The 15228-nt window shown below is 65.3% G+C and carries 18 protein-coding genes; 6 read left to right on the forward strand and 12 right to left on the reverse strand.

Annotated elements, in window-relative coordinates; genetic code table 11:
• Positions 1-195: 195 nt before the first annotated feature.
• From IEC33019_RS24020 to IEC33019_RS24035, 4 genes are all read left to right on the forward strand, one after another.
• Complete coding sequence (locus tag IEC33019_RS24020) at positions 196-438, forward strand: exodeoxyribonuclease VII small subunit (RefSeq protein ID WP_011531978.1); 243 nt, start codon at positions 196-198, stop codon at positions 436-438.
• Positions 435-1322 carry a (2E,6E)-farnesyl diphosphate synthase gene (gene ispA / locus IEC33019_RS24025; RefSeq protein ID WP_070093940.1) on the forward strand — a complete coding sequence of 296 codons (888 nt, stop codon included), beginning with the start codon at positions 435-437 and terminating at the stop codon, positions 1320-1322. The genes IEC33019_RS24020 and ispA overlap by 4 nt, the downstream gene beginning before the upstream one ends.
• Before the next feature lie 132 nt (positions 1323-1454).
• The gene (dxs, locus tag IEC33019_RS24030) at positions 1455-3350 is read left to right on the forward strand and encodes a 1-deoxy-D-xylulose-5-phosphate synthase (RefSeq protein WP_070093939.1); all 1896 of its coding nucleotides are present in this window, start codon (positions 1455-1457) and stop codon (positions 3348-3350) included.
• Positions 3351-3457: 107 nt separating this feature from the next.
• The gene (locus tag IEC33019_RS24035) at positions 3458-5308 is read left to right on the forward strand and encodes a TonB-dependent receptor domain-containing protein (RefSeq protein ID WP_244509788.1); all 1851 of its coding nucleotides are present in this window, start codon (positions 3458-3460) and stop codon (positions 5306-5308) included.
• Here IEC33019_RS24035 and IEC33019_RS24040 read toward each other — a convergent pair.
• The 12 genes from IEC33019_RS24040 to nrdR all read right to left on the reverse strand — a co-directional run bounded on the left by IEC33019_RS24040 (position 5286) and on the right by nrdR (position 13999).
• On the reverse strand, positions 5286-6098 hold the full coding sequence (locus IEC33019_RS24040; RefSeq protein ID WP_070093937.1) for a cobalamin-binding protein: 813 nt from the start codon (positions 6096-6098) through the stop codon (positions 5286-5288). The genes IEC33019_RS24035 and IEC33019_RS24040 overlap by 23 nt on opposite strands.
• Positions 6098-6517: an MFS transporter gene (locus IEC33019_RS24045; protein ID WP_070093936.1), complete on the reverse strand. Its 420-nt coding sequence runs from the start codon at positions 6515-6517 to the stop codon at positions 6098-6100. Before IEC33019_RS24045 ends, IEC33019_RS24040 begins: the two co-directional genes overlap by 1 nt.
• A complete protein-coding gene (gene ribA, locus IEC33019_RS24050) occupies positions 6514-7128 on the reverse strand; it encodes a GTP cyclohydrolase II (RefSeq protein ID WP_043210209.1) in 615 nt (204 codons plus the stop codon). Before ribA ends, IEC33019_RS24045 begins: the two co-directional genes overlap by 4 nt.
• A gap of 143 nt (positions 7129-7271) precedes the next feature.
• A complete protein-coding gene (locus IEC33019_RS24055; protein WP_070093935.1) occupies positions 7272-8021 on the reverse strand; it encodes a substrate-binding periplasmic protein in 750 nt (249 codons plus the stop codon).
• A 15-nt stretch (positions 8022-8036) separates the two neighbouring features.
• On the reverse strand, positions 8037-8540 hold the full coding sequence (locus IEC33019_RS24060; protein ID WP_070093934.1) for a phosphatidylglycerophosphatase A family protein: 504 nt from the start codon (positions 8538-8540) through the stop codon (positions 8037-8039).
• The gene (thiL, locus tag IEC33019_RS24065) at positions 8537-9499 is read right to left on the reverse strand and encodes a thiamine-phosphate kinase (RefSeq protein ID WP_070093933.1); all 963 of its coding nucleotides are present in this window, start codon (positions 9497-9499) and stop codon (positions 8537-8539) included. Before thiL ends, IEC33019_RS24060 begins: the two co-directional genes overlap by 4 nt.
• An 18-nt stretch (positions 9500-9517) precedes the next feature.
• The gene (gene nusB, locus IEC33019_RS24070) at positions 9518-10018 is read right to left on the reverse strand and encodes a transcription antitermination factor NusB (RefSeq protein ID WP_043210218.1); all 501 of its coding nucleotides are present in this window, start codon (positions 10016-10018) and stop codon (positions 9518-9520) included.
• Positions 10015-10491, reverse strand: a complete 477-nt coding sequence (gene ribH / locus IEC33019_RS24075) for a 6,7-dimethyl-8-ribityllumazine synthase (RefSeq protein ID WP_043210219.1) — start codon at positions 10489-10491, stop codon at positions 10015-10017. The genes nusB and ribH overlap by 4 nt, the downstream gene beginning before the upstream one ends.
• A gap of 91 nt (positions 10492-10582) precedes the next feature.
• Positions 10583-11674, reverse strand: coding sequence for a bifunctional 3,4-dihydroxy-2-butanone-4-phosphate synthase/GTP cyclohydrolase II (gene ribBA, locus IEC33019_RS24080; RefSeq protein ID WP_070093932.1), 1092 nt, complete (start codon positions 11672-11674; stop codon positions 10583-10585).
• An 18-nt stretch (positions 11675-11692) separates the two neighbouring features.
• Entirely contained in the window at positions 11693-12358 is a 666-nt protein-coding gene (locus IEC33019_RS24085; protein WP_070093931.1) for a riboflavin synthase, read from the reverse strand.
• Between the two features lie 43 nt (positions 12359-12401).
• Positions 12402-13532: a bifunctional diaminohydroxyphosphoribosylaminopyrimidine deaminase/5-amino-6-(5-phosphoribosylamino)uracil reductase RibD gene (gene ribD, locus IEC33019_RS24090; protein ID WP_070093930.1), complete on the reverse strand. Its 1131-nt coding sequence runs from the start codon at positions 13530-13532 to the stop codon at positions 12402-12404.
• Positions 13533-13534: 2 nt separating this feature from the next.
• Positions 13535-13999, reverse strand: coding sequence for a transcriptional regulator NrdR (gene nrdR / locus IEC33019_RS24095; RefSeq protein ID WP_043210325.1), 465 nt, complete (start codon positions 13997-13999; stop codon positions 13535-13537).
• Positions 14000-14104: 105 nt separating this feature from the next.
• On the opposite strand from nrdR, the gene IEC33019_RS24100 reads away from it, so the two are divergent.
• Positions 14105-14560 (forward strand): hypothetical protein, encoded by a 456-nt coding sequence (locus tag IEC33019_RS24100; protein WP_070093929.1) that lies wholly within the window; start codon positions 14105-14107, stop codon positions 14558-14560.
• Positions 14561-15220, forward strand: coding sequence for a class I SAM-dependent methyltransferase (locus IEC33019_RS24105; protein WP_070093928.1), 660 nt, complete (start codon positions 14561-14563; stop codon positions 15218-15220).
• The last annotated feature ends 8 nt before the right edge of the window (positions 15221-15228 follow it).

Raw genomic sequence — 15228 nt, forward strand, 5'->3', positions numbered from 1 at the left:
TAGGACGCGGCGCAGAGCGCGCGGGATTATGGCAGAGGGCCAAAACCCTCACAATCCAGCGCCCTCGCAAATTGCAAGACGCCTCCTCCGACACAAATGCAACAAAATGCGACGAATGATTGCCCTCGCCGGTTTGCTCCCCCTGCCCTGCTCTGCTAGTGTCGCGCCGTTCTGAATGCCACCGAGACAGTCGCCATGGCCCGCAAAAAAGCCTCCATCGATTTCGAGCAATCCCTCGCTGACCTGCAAGCCTTGGTCGAGCGCCTGGAGAACGGCGAGCTGTCGCTGGAAGAGTCGCTGGCTGCCTTCGAACAGGGCATCGCCTTGACCCGCGATTGCCAGGGCGCTCTGGCCCAGGCTGAACAGAAGGTGCAGATCCTGCTCGAACGCGATGGCGAGCTGGCGGCCCAGCCCTTCGACGCGGAGCCAGAAGCATGATCGCCACCTACCAGGCCAGTTGCCAGGCGCGTGTCGATGCTGCGCTCGAACCGCTGTTCCAAGCGCCCTCCAAGGAGTTCGAGCGCCTTTACGCCGCCATGCGCTACAGCGTGATGAACGGCGGCAAGCGCGTACGTCCGCTGCTGGCCTACGCCGCCTGCGAGGCCTTCGGTGCCCCGGCCGAGAACGCCAATGGCGCCGCCTGCGCCGTGGAGCTGATCCACGCCTATTCGCTGGTGCATGACGACCTGCCCGCCATGGACGACGACGACCTGCGCCGTGGCCAGCCCACCACTCACAAAGCCTTCGATGAGGCCTGTGCCATTCTCGCCGGCGATGGCTTGCAGAGCCTGGCCTTCAGCGCCCTGCTCGATGCACGCCTGAGCCCCCAGGACGATGCCATTCGCCTGGCCATGGTCCAAGCCCTGGCCAAGGCAGCAGGCCCGGCCGGCATGGTCGGCGGCCAAGCCATCGACCTGGGCTCGGTGGGCCTGAAGCTCGACCAGCGTGCCCTGGAGTACATGCACCGGCACAAGACCGGCGCCCTGATCGAGGCCAGCGTGCGCCTCGGCGCCCTGGCCAGCGCCCGTGCCAGCCAGGCCCAGCTCGAGGCCCTGCAACGTTACGCACAGGCCATCGGCCTGGCCTTCCAGGTGCAGGACGACATCCTCGATGTGGAGAGCGATACCGCCACCCTCGGCAAACGCCAGGGCGCCGATATCGCCCGCGACAAACCGACCTACCCAGCCCTGCTCGGCCTGGAGGCGGCCAAGGCGTACGCGCTTGAGCTGCGCGACCAGGCACTGGCCGCACTCGAAGGCTTCGGTGACAGCGCAGAACCCCTGCGCGCCCTGGCCCGCTATATCGTCGAACGCCGCCACTGAACCCTGACGCCAAACCCTGTGGGAGCGGGCTCGCCCGCCCCTAACAGGGCGCATGCAACCTGCGTCTGAATGGGCAGTAATTCCTACAATGGGGTAAACTGCCGCCTCTTCACACCTATAACGACTCGCCTGATGCCCACGACGTTTCAAGAGATCCCCCGCGAACGCCCGGTCACGCCGCTGCTGGACCGCGCCGACACGCCTGCCGGCCTGCGCCGGTTGGCTGAAGCCGACCTGGAGACCCTGGCCGACGAGCTGCGCCAGGAGCTGCTCTATACCGTTGGTCAGACCGGTGGGCATTTCGGCGCCGGCCTGGGCGTCATCGAGCTGACGATCGCCCTGCACTACGTCTTCGACACGCCGGACGACCGTCTGGTCTGGGACGTGGGTCATCAGGCCTATCCGCACAAGATCCTCACAGGTCGCCGCCAGCGCATGCTGAGCCTGCGCCAGAAGGACGGTATCGCCGCCTTCCCACGGCGCAGCGAGAGCGAGTACGACACCTTCGGCGTCGGTCACTCCAGCACCTCGATCAGTGCCGCGCTGGGCATGGCCATCGCCGCCCGGCTGCAGAACGAACCACGCAAGTCGATCGCAGTCATCGGTGACGGCGCGCTGACTGCCGGCATGGCCTTCGAGGCGTTGAACCACGCCCAGGAAGTCGATGCCGACATGCTGGTGATCCTCAACGACAACGACATGTCGATCTCGCGCAATGTCGGCGGCCTGTCCAACTACCTGGCCAAGATCCTCTCCAGCCGCACCTACGCGAGCATGCGCGAGGGCAGTAAAAAGGTCCTGTCGCGCCTGCCTGGCGCCTGGGAGATCGCCCGCCGCACCGAGGAATACGCCAAGGGCATGCTGGTGCCCGGTACCTTGTTCGAAGAGCTGGGCTGGAACTACATCGGCCCCATCGACGGCCATGACCTGCCGACCCTGATCGCCACCCTGCGCAACATGCGTGACCTCAAGGGCCCGCAGTTCCTGCATGTGATCACCAAGAAAGGCAAAGGCTTCGCCCCGGCCGAAGTGGACCCGATCGGCTATCACGCCATCACCAAGCTCGAGCCTGCCGACAAGCCCGTCGCACCGAAGAAAGTCAGCGGCCCCAAGTACTCGGCAGTATTCGGCCAGTGGCTGTGCGACATGGCCGCCGCCGACAATCGCCTGGTGGGCATCACCCCGGCGATGAAGGAAGGCTCGGACCTGGTGGCCTTCAGCGAGCGTTATCCGGAACGCTACTTCGATGTGGCAATCGCCGAGCAGCACGCGGTTACCCTGGCGGCAGGCATGGCCTGCGAGGGCGCCAAGCCGGTGGTGGCGATCTACTCCACCTTCCTGCAGCGCGCCTATGACCAACTGATCCACGATGTGGCGGTACAGAACCTCGACGTGCTGTTCGCCATCGACCGCGCAGGCCTGGTCGGCGAAGACGGCCCGACGCACGCGGGCAGCTTCGACCTCTCGTACCTGCGTTGCATCCCCGGCATGCTGGTGATGACCCCGAGCGACGAGAACGAACTGCGCAAGATGCTCAGCACCGGCCACCTGTACAACGGCCCGGCGGCGGTGCGCTACCCTCGTGGCACCGGCCCCAACGCGCCGATCAGCGGCGATCTGGAGCCGCTTCAAATCGGCAAGGGCGTGGTCCGCCGTAAAGGCGAGAAAATCGCCCTGCTGGTGTTCGGTGTGCAACTGGCAGAAGCCATGAAAGTCGCCGAGACCCTTAACGCCACCGTGGTCGACATGCGCTTCGTCAAGCCATTGGACGAAGCCCTGGTACTGGAACTGGCCGCCCACCACGACCTGCTGGTCACTGTCGAAGAGAACGCCGTCATGGGCGGAGCCGGTGCCGCGGTCAGCGAATTCCTGACCCAAGAAGCCGTGCTCAAGCCACTGCTGCACCTGGGCCTGCCGGACATCTACGTCGAGCATGCCAAGCCTGCGCAGATGCTGGCTGAGTGCGGGCTCGATGCCGCCGGTATCGAAGCCTCGGTGAAAGCCCGGATGGCCAAGCTCGGCCTGTAAGCCTTTACGCCGCCTGATTGACGCATTCGCGGGCAAGCCCCGCTTCCGCAGGGTTGTAAGCAGCCCCTGTGGAAGCGGGGCTTGCCCGCGATGCTATGGAACTGCCGATGAAGATCTCACCCCTCGCCACTGCCCTGCTCTGCCTACCCACCGCCCTGCTGGCCGCCGAACCGGACCGTGACGACGCCCTCAAGCTCCCCGACGTGCTGATCAGCGCCAGCCGTCAGGTCGAGTCGCGCAGCGCCACCAGCGCAGCGAACACCGTGTTCACCCGAAGCGACATCGATCGCCTGCAGCCCTCCAATGTCACCGATCTGCTGGCCCGCGTGCCGGGTGTCCAGGTGGCGCCAACCGGTGGACGCGGTAGCCTGCCGGGGATCTTCATCCGCGGCACCAAGGCTGCCCAGACCCTAGTGTTGGTCGACGGCGTGCGCATTGCCAATGCCACCTCCGGCGACAGCGCCCTGCAGTTTCTCGACGTCGACCAGATCGAGCGGATCGAAGTCCTGCGTGGGTCGCGCTCGGCGATCTACGGCAGCGACGCCATTGGCGGCGTCATCCAGATCTTCACCCGACGCGGCACAGGTCCGGGCCTTCAGCCACGCCTGCGCCTGGCAGCGGGCAGCAACCAGAGCTTCCAGCGCAGCCTGGGGCTCTCCGGCGGCAATGAGGCGACTCGCTTCAACCTCGGCGCCAGCCTCGACGAAACAGCGGGCATCGACTCGACCGGGCCGTCCTTCGCCAGCGACGCGGATCATGACGCCTACCGCAACAGGTCGTTCAACCTGAGCCTGAGCCATACCTTCGACGAACGTTTCGAGGCCGGGCTGAACGTGCTGGATAGCCGTGGACGCCACGAGTATGACGAGCCCCGTGGCTTCAGCGCGCAGGAGCCCTATTCGAACTTTGCCGTCAGCAGTGTCGGCAGCTATCTCGACGCCCAGGTCAGCGAGAGGTGGAATGCCCGGCTGGAACTGGCCCACAGCGAGAACCGCGATGAGAGCCGCGACAAACTCGCCGGGACCCGCTACCCGTTCAATACCTACCGCGACCAAGCCACCTGGCAGAACAACCTGACCCTGGACGAACGCAACAGCCTGTTGCTAGGGAGCGACTGGTACGAGGATCGTGTCCACGCCAGCGCCGACTTCACCGAAGACAGCCGCTGGAACCGCGCAGTCTTCGTCCAGCACCGGTTCCGTGGCGAGCACTTTTCCACCGAGCTTGGCGTACGTCAGGATAAAAACCAGCAGTTCGGTGACCAAACCAGCTGGAGCGGCAGCCTGACGTTTCCGCTCAACGCGAACAACGATGTGCTGCTGTCGTACAGCGAAGGTTTTCGGGCCCCGACCTTCAATGATCTGTACTTCCCCGGGTACAACAACCCCCAGCTCAAGCCTGAACGCTCCAAGAGCTACGAGCTGCAATGGCGCAGCCAGCTGACCGAGCACAGCAAACTGGAAACCTCGCTGTATCGCACCGACCTGCGGGACGCCATCAACTACAGCGTACGCCCCGAGAATGTCGACTCCGCACGCATCAATGGCTTCGAAATGGCCCTGAGCCAGGACTGGAGCGGCTGGACATCTCAACTGGCACTCTCGCTGATCGACCCGCGCGACCGTGACAGCGGCCATACCCTCTCCCGCCGTGCTCGTCGCACCCTGAGCCTGGACCTCGATCGCCAGTTCGAACGTTTCGCCCTAGGCGCCAGTTGGCAAGCGATCAGCAGCAGCTACAACGACGAGGCCAACACCGACACCATTGGCGGCTATGGCCTGCTGGGGCTGCGCGGGAGTTGGTCAGCCAGCAGTGAAGTGAAGTTCGACCTGAAGCTGGATAACGTGCTGGACAAACAGTACAGCCGCACCCACTACAGCTATCAGGGCAACAACTACGGCTATCGCGAAGAGGGTCGCACCTGGCTGCTGAGCGTCACCTGGACGCCGGCGCTCTAGCGTCCAGCAACTCACACAAACGCGCGGTGGCCTCGATCATCTGGCCACTGGGGCGTTCCAGGCCTTTGTCGGGCACCACCAGCAGGCGATCGGCCTTCACGGCACTGAGCGCGCGCCAAGCCTTCCAGCTCGCCAGCTGCGCCGCATTTGCGGCCAGGATCACGTCAGGGTCGCGCAGCAATACGGTCTCTACATTCACCTGTGGCGCGGGCTGGGGAAGGTCGGCGAACAGGTTGCTGGCGCCGCAGACCTTCAGGGCATCGCTGACGATCTGCTGCCCCCCGAGGGTATAGAGCGGCCTGTCCCAGACCTGGTAGAAGACCCGTAGCGGTCGTTCACGCCGGTACTGCTCGCGCAAGCTGCGCAGCCGCTCTCGCAGAGCCGCCGTGTACTGCCGGCCTTGCTCTGCTCGCCCGACGCGCTGGCCAATGGCTTCGATCTGCTCGATCAGTTGGTCGATATCCTTGGGTTCGCCGACGAACGTCGCGATTCCCAGGCGCCTTAGCTGGTCGCGCTGGGCCGGGGGTACGCTGTCTGGCCACAGCAACAACAGGTCGGGCTGGAGGCTGAGCAGGCGCTCCATGTCGAGCTGCCCTTGGCGCCCCACCGAGGGCAGACCTGCCAACGCCGCAGGCCGCTCACCGCCGTCGAGCACACCCACCAGCAAGTCATCGGCATGCAGCTCGAGCATGATTTCGCTCATCGAGGGCGCCAGGCTGATCACCCTTGGCCCGCCTTCGGCCCGGGCGCCGACGGCCAGCAAGACCAACAGGCAGAGAAGCAGGCGCATCAGCCCAGCTGGCGAGGGATGCGGTAGAGGTAGAGCAACACCACCGTGGAAAGCGCCAGCAGCACCTGGGGCACCGTCTCCAGCCCCACCAGCACCGAAAGTGCCGCCACCCAGGCCGGGAAACAGGCGAACAGCATGGCCATGCGTCGCACCTGGGCCAGAGTGATCCAGGCCTGCGGCTCTTCGGGCGAGCCCAAGGCCTTGGACGTGGCGATCAAGGCACGCTTGTACGCGCCAAAGCGGGGCAGGCTGAGGAACATGGACGCAGCACCGGCAATGAACAGCGGCATCGCCAGGACGGGGATCAAGGCATCGCCGCCACCGAACGCCCAAGCCATCACCGGCAGCGGCACCAGGCCCACCGCCAGGTATTGCCACCAGGCCAGCGCCAGGCGCCGCTTCACCTGGCCGCGGGTCACGCCTGGGGCTCGCCCTGGTGCTCGTTGCCCATCATGTGGCCGAGCTTGCCGGCCTTGGTGGCCAGGTAGTGACGATTGTGCGGGTTATGACCGGTGTGCAGCGGCACGCGCTCGGCAACCTTGATGCCCATGTCGGTCAGGGCTTTGACCTTGCGTGGGTTGTTGGTCATCAGACGCAGCGACTGCACGCCCAGGTGCTCGAGCATCGGCAGGCACATTGCGTAGTCGCGCTGGTCGGCGGCGAAGCCCAGGCGTTCGTTGGCTTCGACGGTATCGGCGCCACCGTCCTGGAGTTCATAGGCACGAATCTTGTTCAACAGGCCAATGCCGCGACCTTCCTGACGCAGGTACAGCAGCACGCCACGGCCTTCACGGGCGATGGCTTGCAAGGCGGCCTCCAGTTGCGAGCCGCAGTCGCAGCGCTGACTGAACAACGCATCGCCGGTCAGGCATTCGGAATGCAGGCGCCCCAGCACCGGCTGACCATCGGCGATATCACCCAGGCTGAGCACTACGTGCTCGCGGCCCGTGGCTTCGTCGAGAAAGCCATGCATGGTGAAGATCGCGAAGGGAGTCGGGAGTTTCGAGGCGGCGACAAAGACGACGGGCACGTTGTGCTCCTAAAAGTAGGCAATTTTCAATGGCCCGATTGTATCAGCAGGCTGCCGAGCATGCGCAGGCTGAATATCGCCGCTTAAGATCGAAAAGTTCGATGATCGGATCGCCTGGTCCAATGCGCTCTGCAGAACAACAATCAATGGGGCTGGCTGTCTGCCGTGAAAGGGTACGGCTGTTGCCAGTGTTCGAAGATGGGCTTGAGTTCGCCGCTGCGCACCAGTTCCTGCATACGCCGGTCGAACAGCTCGCTCAGCGCCTTGGCTTTGTCGTTGCGACCAAAGGCCAGGTACAGAGGCAGTTCCGCGACATGGGTACGACGCCAGTGATCAGGACGAGGCGCCTGGCCCAGGACATAGTCGACCTCGGTCAGTGCATCGATGTAGAAGTCCACGCGATCATGCTCGAGCATCGGCAGGATACCTTCGCGGCGCTGGATCTCACGGTAGCTCTTGACGTCGGGCAGGTAGTCCTGGAACTCGTAGCCGCGCACCCAGGCCAGCCGGTATTGGCCGATGTTCTCCGGCGTCGGCACGGGCTTGCTGACCAGGCCCAAGGCATAGATGTGATCCACATCGAAATGCCAGCGCGGGTAGACGTTGTCGTCGTTTTCTTCTTTGTAGGAGCCGACCCAGGCATCGGCTTCGCCGCGCTTGACCAGCCCTACCGCCCGGCTGTACGGCGCACTCTGGGTCACCACCTTCACACCTGCCGGCTCAAAGACCTTGCGCAGCACATCCCAGGCGACGCCAGTGCCATCGGCGTTGGTGTAGTCGAGCCACTCCTCGCTGACCAGGTGGATCTGCTTGGGCAGGCCTTCGGCCATGACCACGCTCGCGCCAGGGGCAAGCAGCAACACCATTGCCAGCAGCACACTCCTTATGCCCATGACCCGCTCCTTAAGTCAGGCAACCAACCATACCAGCACCTGCATGCCCAGCCAGGCGAATACCCCAGCCAGGATGTCGTCGAGCATGATCCCGACACCGCCGTGCACGTGACGGTCGATCCATCGGATCGGCCACGGCTTGAGGATGTCGAAGAAGCGGAACATCAAGAACCCCGCCAATAGCCATTGCCAGCCTTCTGGCACCAGCCACAGGGTGATCCACATCCCGACCATCTCGTCCCAGACAATGCCCTCATGGTCGTGCACACGCAAGTCATTGGCGACTTTACCGCACAGCCAGAAGCCAAACAGCATGGTGATGCCCAGCAACAACCAGTAACCCCAGTCCGGCAGCATCTGCCAGAGCGGGATGAATGGCAGGGCGACCAGCGAGCCCCAGGTGCCCGGCGCCTTGGGCAAGGTGCCCGAACCGAAACCAAAGGCAATGAAGTGCCAGGGGTTGCGCCAGACCGACGGCGGAACGAACTCCGCAGGCACCTGGTTGGGGTGATCGGTCACGGTGTCTCCCTAAAGTGTTGATAGCCCCGTTGCGTTGGGGTGATGTCCTGGCCCTGCCGGTCACGCAGACTCACCCCCTGCCCTTCGCGCACACGGCCGATGACATGGATGACGCCAGGTTCAGGCAGGGATGAAAGGTGCGCTTCAGGCACGGTGAACGCCAGCACGTAGTCGTCACCGCCAGTGAGCGCAGCATGCAGAGCCGCCTCGCGTCCCAGGAAGGCCTCCAGGGCCGGCGAGACGGGCACCCGCTCGGCGTCCACCTCGAGGGCGACGCCCGAAGCCTTGGCGATGTGGCCGCAGTCGGCCAGCAGACCATCGGAAATATCCAGCGCTGCCGTGGCTCGACCGCGCAACTGTCGGCCCAAGGTGAGCTGAGGCAGCGGCGACCAGTAATGGGCAAGCAGCGGCTCGGCGACCTCGACCGGCGCCTGCCGCTGGCCCAGCACCAGCGGCAAGGCACCTGCGGCATTGCCCAAGTGACCGCCGACGCACAGCAGATCGCCTGGCCGAGCGCCACTGCGGCGCAGGGCTTGGCCAGCCGGCACTTTGCCGAACACGGTAACGGTGATGCTCAAGGGGCCGCGGGTGGTGTCGCCGCCGATCAGGCTGACGCTACATCGGTGGGCCATGCGGTTGAGGCCGTCGGCATACAGCCTGAGCCAATCGGCGCCAACCTCGGGCAAGGTCAGCGCCAGTGTGACGCCGATCGGGTCGGCGCCCATCGCCGCGAGGTCGCTGACGGCCACCGCCAGGGAGCGCTGACCCAGCAGCAGCGGGTCGCAGGCCACAGGAAAATGCACGCCCTCGACCAGGGTGTCGGTGGACACCGCCAACTGCTCACCGGCCGGCAGCTCCAGCAGGGCGCAGTCGTCACCGATGCCGAGGACCACGCCTTCGCCGCCTTGCGCACAGGACGCAGCGGCGAAGTAATGACGGATCAGCTCGAACTCACCCATGGTCGGAAAGCGCCACGATCAGCGCTTGTTCGCCTTGACTTCCGCGTCACGCAGCGTCGGAGCCAGTTTGTCCAGCACACCGTTGACGAACTTGTGGCCATCGGTGGCACCGAAGACCTTGGCCAGTTCCACGCCTTCGTTGATCACAACGCGGTACGGCACGTCGACGCGCTTGATGAACTCCCAGGTGGACAGGCGCAGCACCGCGAGTTCGACCGGGTCGAGCTCCTCCAGCGGCAGGTCCAGGCACGGGGCCAGGGCCTTGTCGATCTCGCCCTTGATTGCCGGAACCCCATGCAGGATTTCACGGAAATAGGCGCCATCGATATCGGAGAAATCGTTGTCGACCCGGAACTGAGCCTCAATTTCGTTCAGCGAATGCTGGGCCATGTGCCACTGGTACAGCGCCTGGGTCGCGAGCTTGCGGGCTTCGCGGCGCTTGGCGCTCTTCGAGGGCTTGCCGGCATCCGCCGCGCGTGGCTCGCGCGGGTTGAAACGATCGCTTTCGTCGCTAATCACTTGGCCTCCAACTGCGCCAGCAGGCTGACCATTTCCAGGGCGGACAGGGCAGCTTCGGCACCTTTGTTGCCGGCCTTGGTGCCGGAACGCTCGATGGCTTGCTCGATGGAGTCGACGGTCAGAACGCCGAAGGCCACCGGAACACCGAACTCCATGGACACCTGGGCCAGGCCCTTGGTGCACTCGCCCGCCACGTATTCGAAGTGCGGGGTACCACCACGGATCACCGCGCCAAGGGCGACGATCGCGTCATATTCGCCTTGTTGAGCGACTTTCTGTGCAACCAGCGGGATTTCGAAGGCACCCGGGGCACGGATGATGGTGATGTCGCTTTCGCTGACGCCATGGCGTACCAGGGCATCAACGGCACCGCTCACCAGGCTTTCGACGACGAAGCTGTTGAAGCGGCCAACCACCAAAGCATAGCGACCTTTGGGGGCGATGAAGGTACCTTCGATGGTCTTCAGGGTCATTCCGGTGTTCTCATCTTAAAGAGCGAGGCCGCGCACACGCGGCCTGCGGGAGGGTTTGGACACGAGCGGCAGGACGACAGTTACGCCTGTGTCACTCGGAGGGCACGTATTCTACAACTTCCAGATCGAATCCGGATATCGCGTTGAACTTCATCGGCGAGCTCATCAGGCGCATCTTGCGCACGCCCAGGTCACGCAGGATCTGCGAACCGGCACCGACGGTGCTGTAGGTGGTCGGGGCCTTGGGCTGGGCGTCACCGGCGCTTTCGCGGATGTGCGCCAGCAGCACGTCACCGTCCAACGGGTGGCCCAGCAGCAGTACCACGCCACTGCCCGCTTCGGCCACGGCGTTCATCGCCGCGCGCAGGCTCCAGCGGCCCGGCTGCTTGACCATGAGCAGGTCACGCAGTGGGTCCATGTTGTGTACGCGCACCAGGGTCGGTTCTTCGGCGCAGATGTTGCCCAGGGTCAGGGCCATGTGCACGTCGCCTTCCACCGCGTCGCGGTAGGTGACCAGGTTGAATTGGCCCAGCTCGCTGTCCAGCGGCTGCTCGGCGATGCGCTGCACGGTACGCTCGTGAATCATCCGATAGTGGATCAGGTCGGCGATGGTGCCGATCTTCAGGCCGTGCTCGGCGGCGAAGGCCTCAAGCTCCGGGCGACGGGCCATGGTGCCGTCGTCGTTCATCACTTCGCAGATCACGCCACTGGGCTCGAACCCGGCCATGCGCGCCAGGTCGCAGGCTGCTTCGGTGTGCCCGGCGCGAGCCAGGGTGCCGCCGGCCTGGGCCATCAGCGGGAAGATATGGCCTGGGCTGACGATATCGTCGGCTTTGGCATCGCGAGCGGCGGCCACCTGCACGGTGCGTGCGCGGTCAGCGGCGGAGATGCCGGTGGTGACGCCTTCGGCCGCTTCGATCGACACGGTGAACTTGGTGCCGAAGCCTGAACCGTTGCGCGGTGCCATCAGCGGCAGCTTGAGCGTCTCGCAGCGCTCGCGGGTCATCGGCATGCAGATCAGGCCGCGGGCGTGCTTGGCCATGAAGTTGATGTGCTCGGCCTGGCAGCACTCGGCGGCCATGATGATGTCGCCTTCGTTCTCACGGTCTTCGTCGTCCATGAGAATGACCATTTTGCCCTGGCGGATGTCTTCCACCAGCTCTTCGATGCTGTTGAGCGCCACTCGGCACCCCCTTCTCAATCAGGATTTCAGGTAGCCGTTGGCGGCCAGGAAGCTTTCGGTGATGCCACTGCCCTTGCTCGACTCGGCAGCCTTGTCGCCCAGCAGCAGACGCTCCAGGTAACGAGCCAGCAGGTCGACCTCAAGGTTGACCCGACGACCTGCGCGGTAGTCGGCCATGATGGTTTCAGACAGGGTGTGCGGGACGATGGTCAGCTCGAACTCAGCGCCATCGACCTCATTGACCGTCAGGCTGGTGCCGTCGACGGTGATCGACCCTTTATGGGCGATGTACTTGGCCAATTCCTTGGGCGCACGCACGCGGAACTGGATGGCACGCGCGTTATCGCTGCGCGAAATGATCTCGCCGACGCCGTCGACATGGCCGCTGACCAGGTGTCCGCCCAGGCGGGTGGTGGGGGTCAGGGCTTTCTCTAGGTTGACCCGGCTGCCGCTCTTGAGGTCGACCATGGCGGTACGCTTGAGCGTTTCGACGCTGACATCGGCCCAGAAGCCGTCACCCGGAAGTTCCACGGCCGTCAGGCAGACGCCGTTGACGGCGATGCTGTCGCCGAGCTTGACGTCGCCCAGGTCGAGCTTGCCGGTCTCTACATAGACGCGCACGTCACCGCCCTTGGGGGTCAGGCTGCGGATGGTGCCGATGGATTCGATGATGCCGGTGAACATGGTGTCCTCCTCGGGAACAGGGCTGCGCGTGGCAAGCCAGGCATTATACGCCGGACGCCGGCAAGGGTATGGCCGTGATCCGCCAGTCATCGCCGACTGCGCGCACCTCGGTGATCTTCAGACGCGGGGCCTCGCTCATCTGCGCGAGCGGCCAGTCCAGCAGGGGGCGGGCGCTGCTGCCTAAGAAAGTGCCGGCGACGAACAGTTGGAACTCATCGATAAGGCCCAAGCGCGCGAAGGCGCCGACCAGGCCAGCACCGGCCTCCAGCAAGATTTCGTTGACGCCACGAGCCGCCAGGGCGCGCAGCAAGGCGGGGAGGTCGACCCGGCCGTGCTCGCCCGGCAGGCTCAGCAGTTCGTGTCCGGCCTGGGCGTAGCGAGGATCATCGGCGAGCGCGGTCACCACCAGGGCTGGGCCGGCCTGGAAGAACGGTGCGTCCAGCGGCAGACGCAGGCGCCCGTCGACCAGCACGCGCAGTGGCGGGCGCGCCAGGACCAGAGCGGTGGTGTCCGGGTCCAGGCCCAGTTCGGCGCCGCGCACGGTCATGCGGGCGTTGTCGGCCAGCACGCTTTCGGCGCTGGTCAGCACCACGCTGGAGCGGGCGCGTAGACGTTGAACCGCAGCGCGCGCGGCGGGGCCGGTGATCCATTGGCTCTCGCCGCTGGCCATGGCAGTGCGGCCATCCAGGCTCATGGCCAGCTTGGCCCGCACGAACGGCAGGCCATGCTCCATGCGCTTGAGAAAGCCCGGATTGAGTGCCCGGGCCTCGGCCTCGAGCACGCCGCTACTGACCTCGATGCCGACCTCAGCCAGGCGTCGCAGACCTTTGCCTGCCACCTGCGGGTTGGGGTCCTGCATGGCTGCCACCACCCGGGCCACTCCCGCCTGCACCAACGCCTCGGCGCACGGCGGGGTGCGGCCATGGTGGCTACAGGGCTCGAGCGTCACGTAGGCACAGGCACCTCGGGCGCGCTCGCCGGCCTGACGCAGGGCATGGACCTCGGCGTGAGGCTCACCGGCGCGCACGTGCCAACCTTCACCGACCACCTCGCCGTCCCGGACGATCACGCAACCCACGCGGGGGTTGGGGTGAGTGCTGTACAAGCCCTTGCGGGCGAGCTCCAGGGCTCGCGCCATGTAGTGGGCATCGAGAATGGCGGTTGGGCTGGGCATGGTCATTCTTTGGCGGGCTCGCGGGCCAGGCGGTCGATTTCTTCGCGGAACTCGTCAAGGTCCTGGAAGCGGCGGTAGACCGATGCGAAACGGATATAGGCAACTTCGTCGAGCTTGCGCAGCTCGGCCATCACCAGCTCGCCGACCACCAGTGACTTGACCTCGCGCTCACCGGTGGCGCGCAACTTGTGCTTGATGTGCGCCAGCGCCGCTTCCAGGCGCTCGACACTGACCGGGCGCTTTTCCAGCGCCCGCTGCATGCCCGCACGCAGTTTCTCTTCATCGAAAGGCTGGCGGGTGCCGTCTTGCTTGATCAGGCGTGGCAGAACCAGCTCGGCGGTCTCGAAGGTGGTGAAGCGCTCGCCGCAGGCGACGCACTCACGGCGGCGACGCACCTGTTCGCCCTCGGCGACCAGGCGCGAGTCGATGACCTTGGTGTCGTTGGCACCGCAAAAGGGACAGTGCATGGTGGCAGGCAACAAAAAAAGGGAGGGCCATGGTAGCGCATCCCACTGGCAAGACAAGCCAAAGGGGTTACCATCCATGGAATTCTGCCTGCGAAGGATTACCCCATGCATTACCGAGCGCTCGTCGTGCTGTGCCTCACCGGCCTGCTCGCCGCCTGCGGCAGCGATCAACCCAAGCCCGAGCAAACCGTCACTGCGCCGCCGACCAAGGCCGTCAAGAAAAAAGGCGACGATCTGGGCCCGCTGCCGGCCTATCAGCGCGAACTGAGCGGCACCTTGCTGCAAATACCGGCCGGCGCCGAGGTGGAGCTGGCATTGCTGGTCATCGATGAGCGAGGCCGCCCGCAACGCCTGTTGGCCAGCAGCAACCTCATCGGCACCGGCCAGGACCTGCCCTATCGCCTGCGTTTCAGCCCCGAGGCCTTCCCCGCCGACGCTCGCGTGGAGCTGCGCGGCCGCGCCAGCCGCTCCGGGCAACTGATCCTGCACTTGCCTCCCCTGCGTATCGCCCAGGCCACCACCCAAGCCACCGGCCCGCTGCGCTTCGAGAAGGCGCCCTAGATGCCTCCACTGCATTTGCAGCAGACCCTGAGCGGCCTGATCGGCGAGGCGCGCCTGGTCGTGAGCGACCTGCCCGACTGCGAACTGAAGCTGTGGCTGATCGACGCCGACAACATGGACCGCGCATTCAGCCCCGAGGAAACCCGGCGCATCCTCGATGAACCGCCCTATTGGAGCTTCTGCTGGGCCAGTGGCCTGGCCATGGCCCGCTACCTGGCCGAGCAGCCGCACTGGGTGCGCGGCAAGCGCGTGCTGGATTTCGGCGCAGGCTCCGGCATCGCCGGTATCGCTGCCGCACGGGCAGGCGCGCTTGAGGTGGTGGCCTGCGACCTCGACCCGCTGGCACTTGACGCCTGTCGCGCCAATGCAGCGCTCAACGGCGTGGAGCTGGGCTACAGCAGCGATTTCTTCACCGAGGCCGACCGCTTCGACTTGATCCTGGTCGCCGACGTGCTCTACGACCGCGCCAACCTGCCGCTGCTCGATGAGTTCTTGAGCCGCGGACGTCAGGCTCTGGTGGCCGACTCCCGGGTGCGCAACTTCGATCACCCACGCTACCAGGCGCTTGGCGTGCTCGAGGCACTGACCCTGCCGGACCTGGCCGAGCCACACGAATTCCGCCGGGTCAGCCTGTACCACGCCAGCCGCGAGCCTTTATAGTGGTGCCA

This window comes from Pseudomonas putida (assembly GCF_002741075.1).
In the GTDB taxonomy this organism is placed as follows: Bacteria; Pseudomonadota; Gammaproteobacteria; order Pseudomonadales; family Pseudomonadaceae; genus Aquipseudomonas; species Aquipseudomonas putida_T.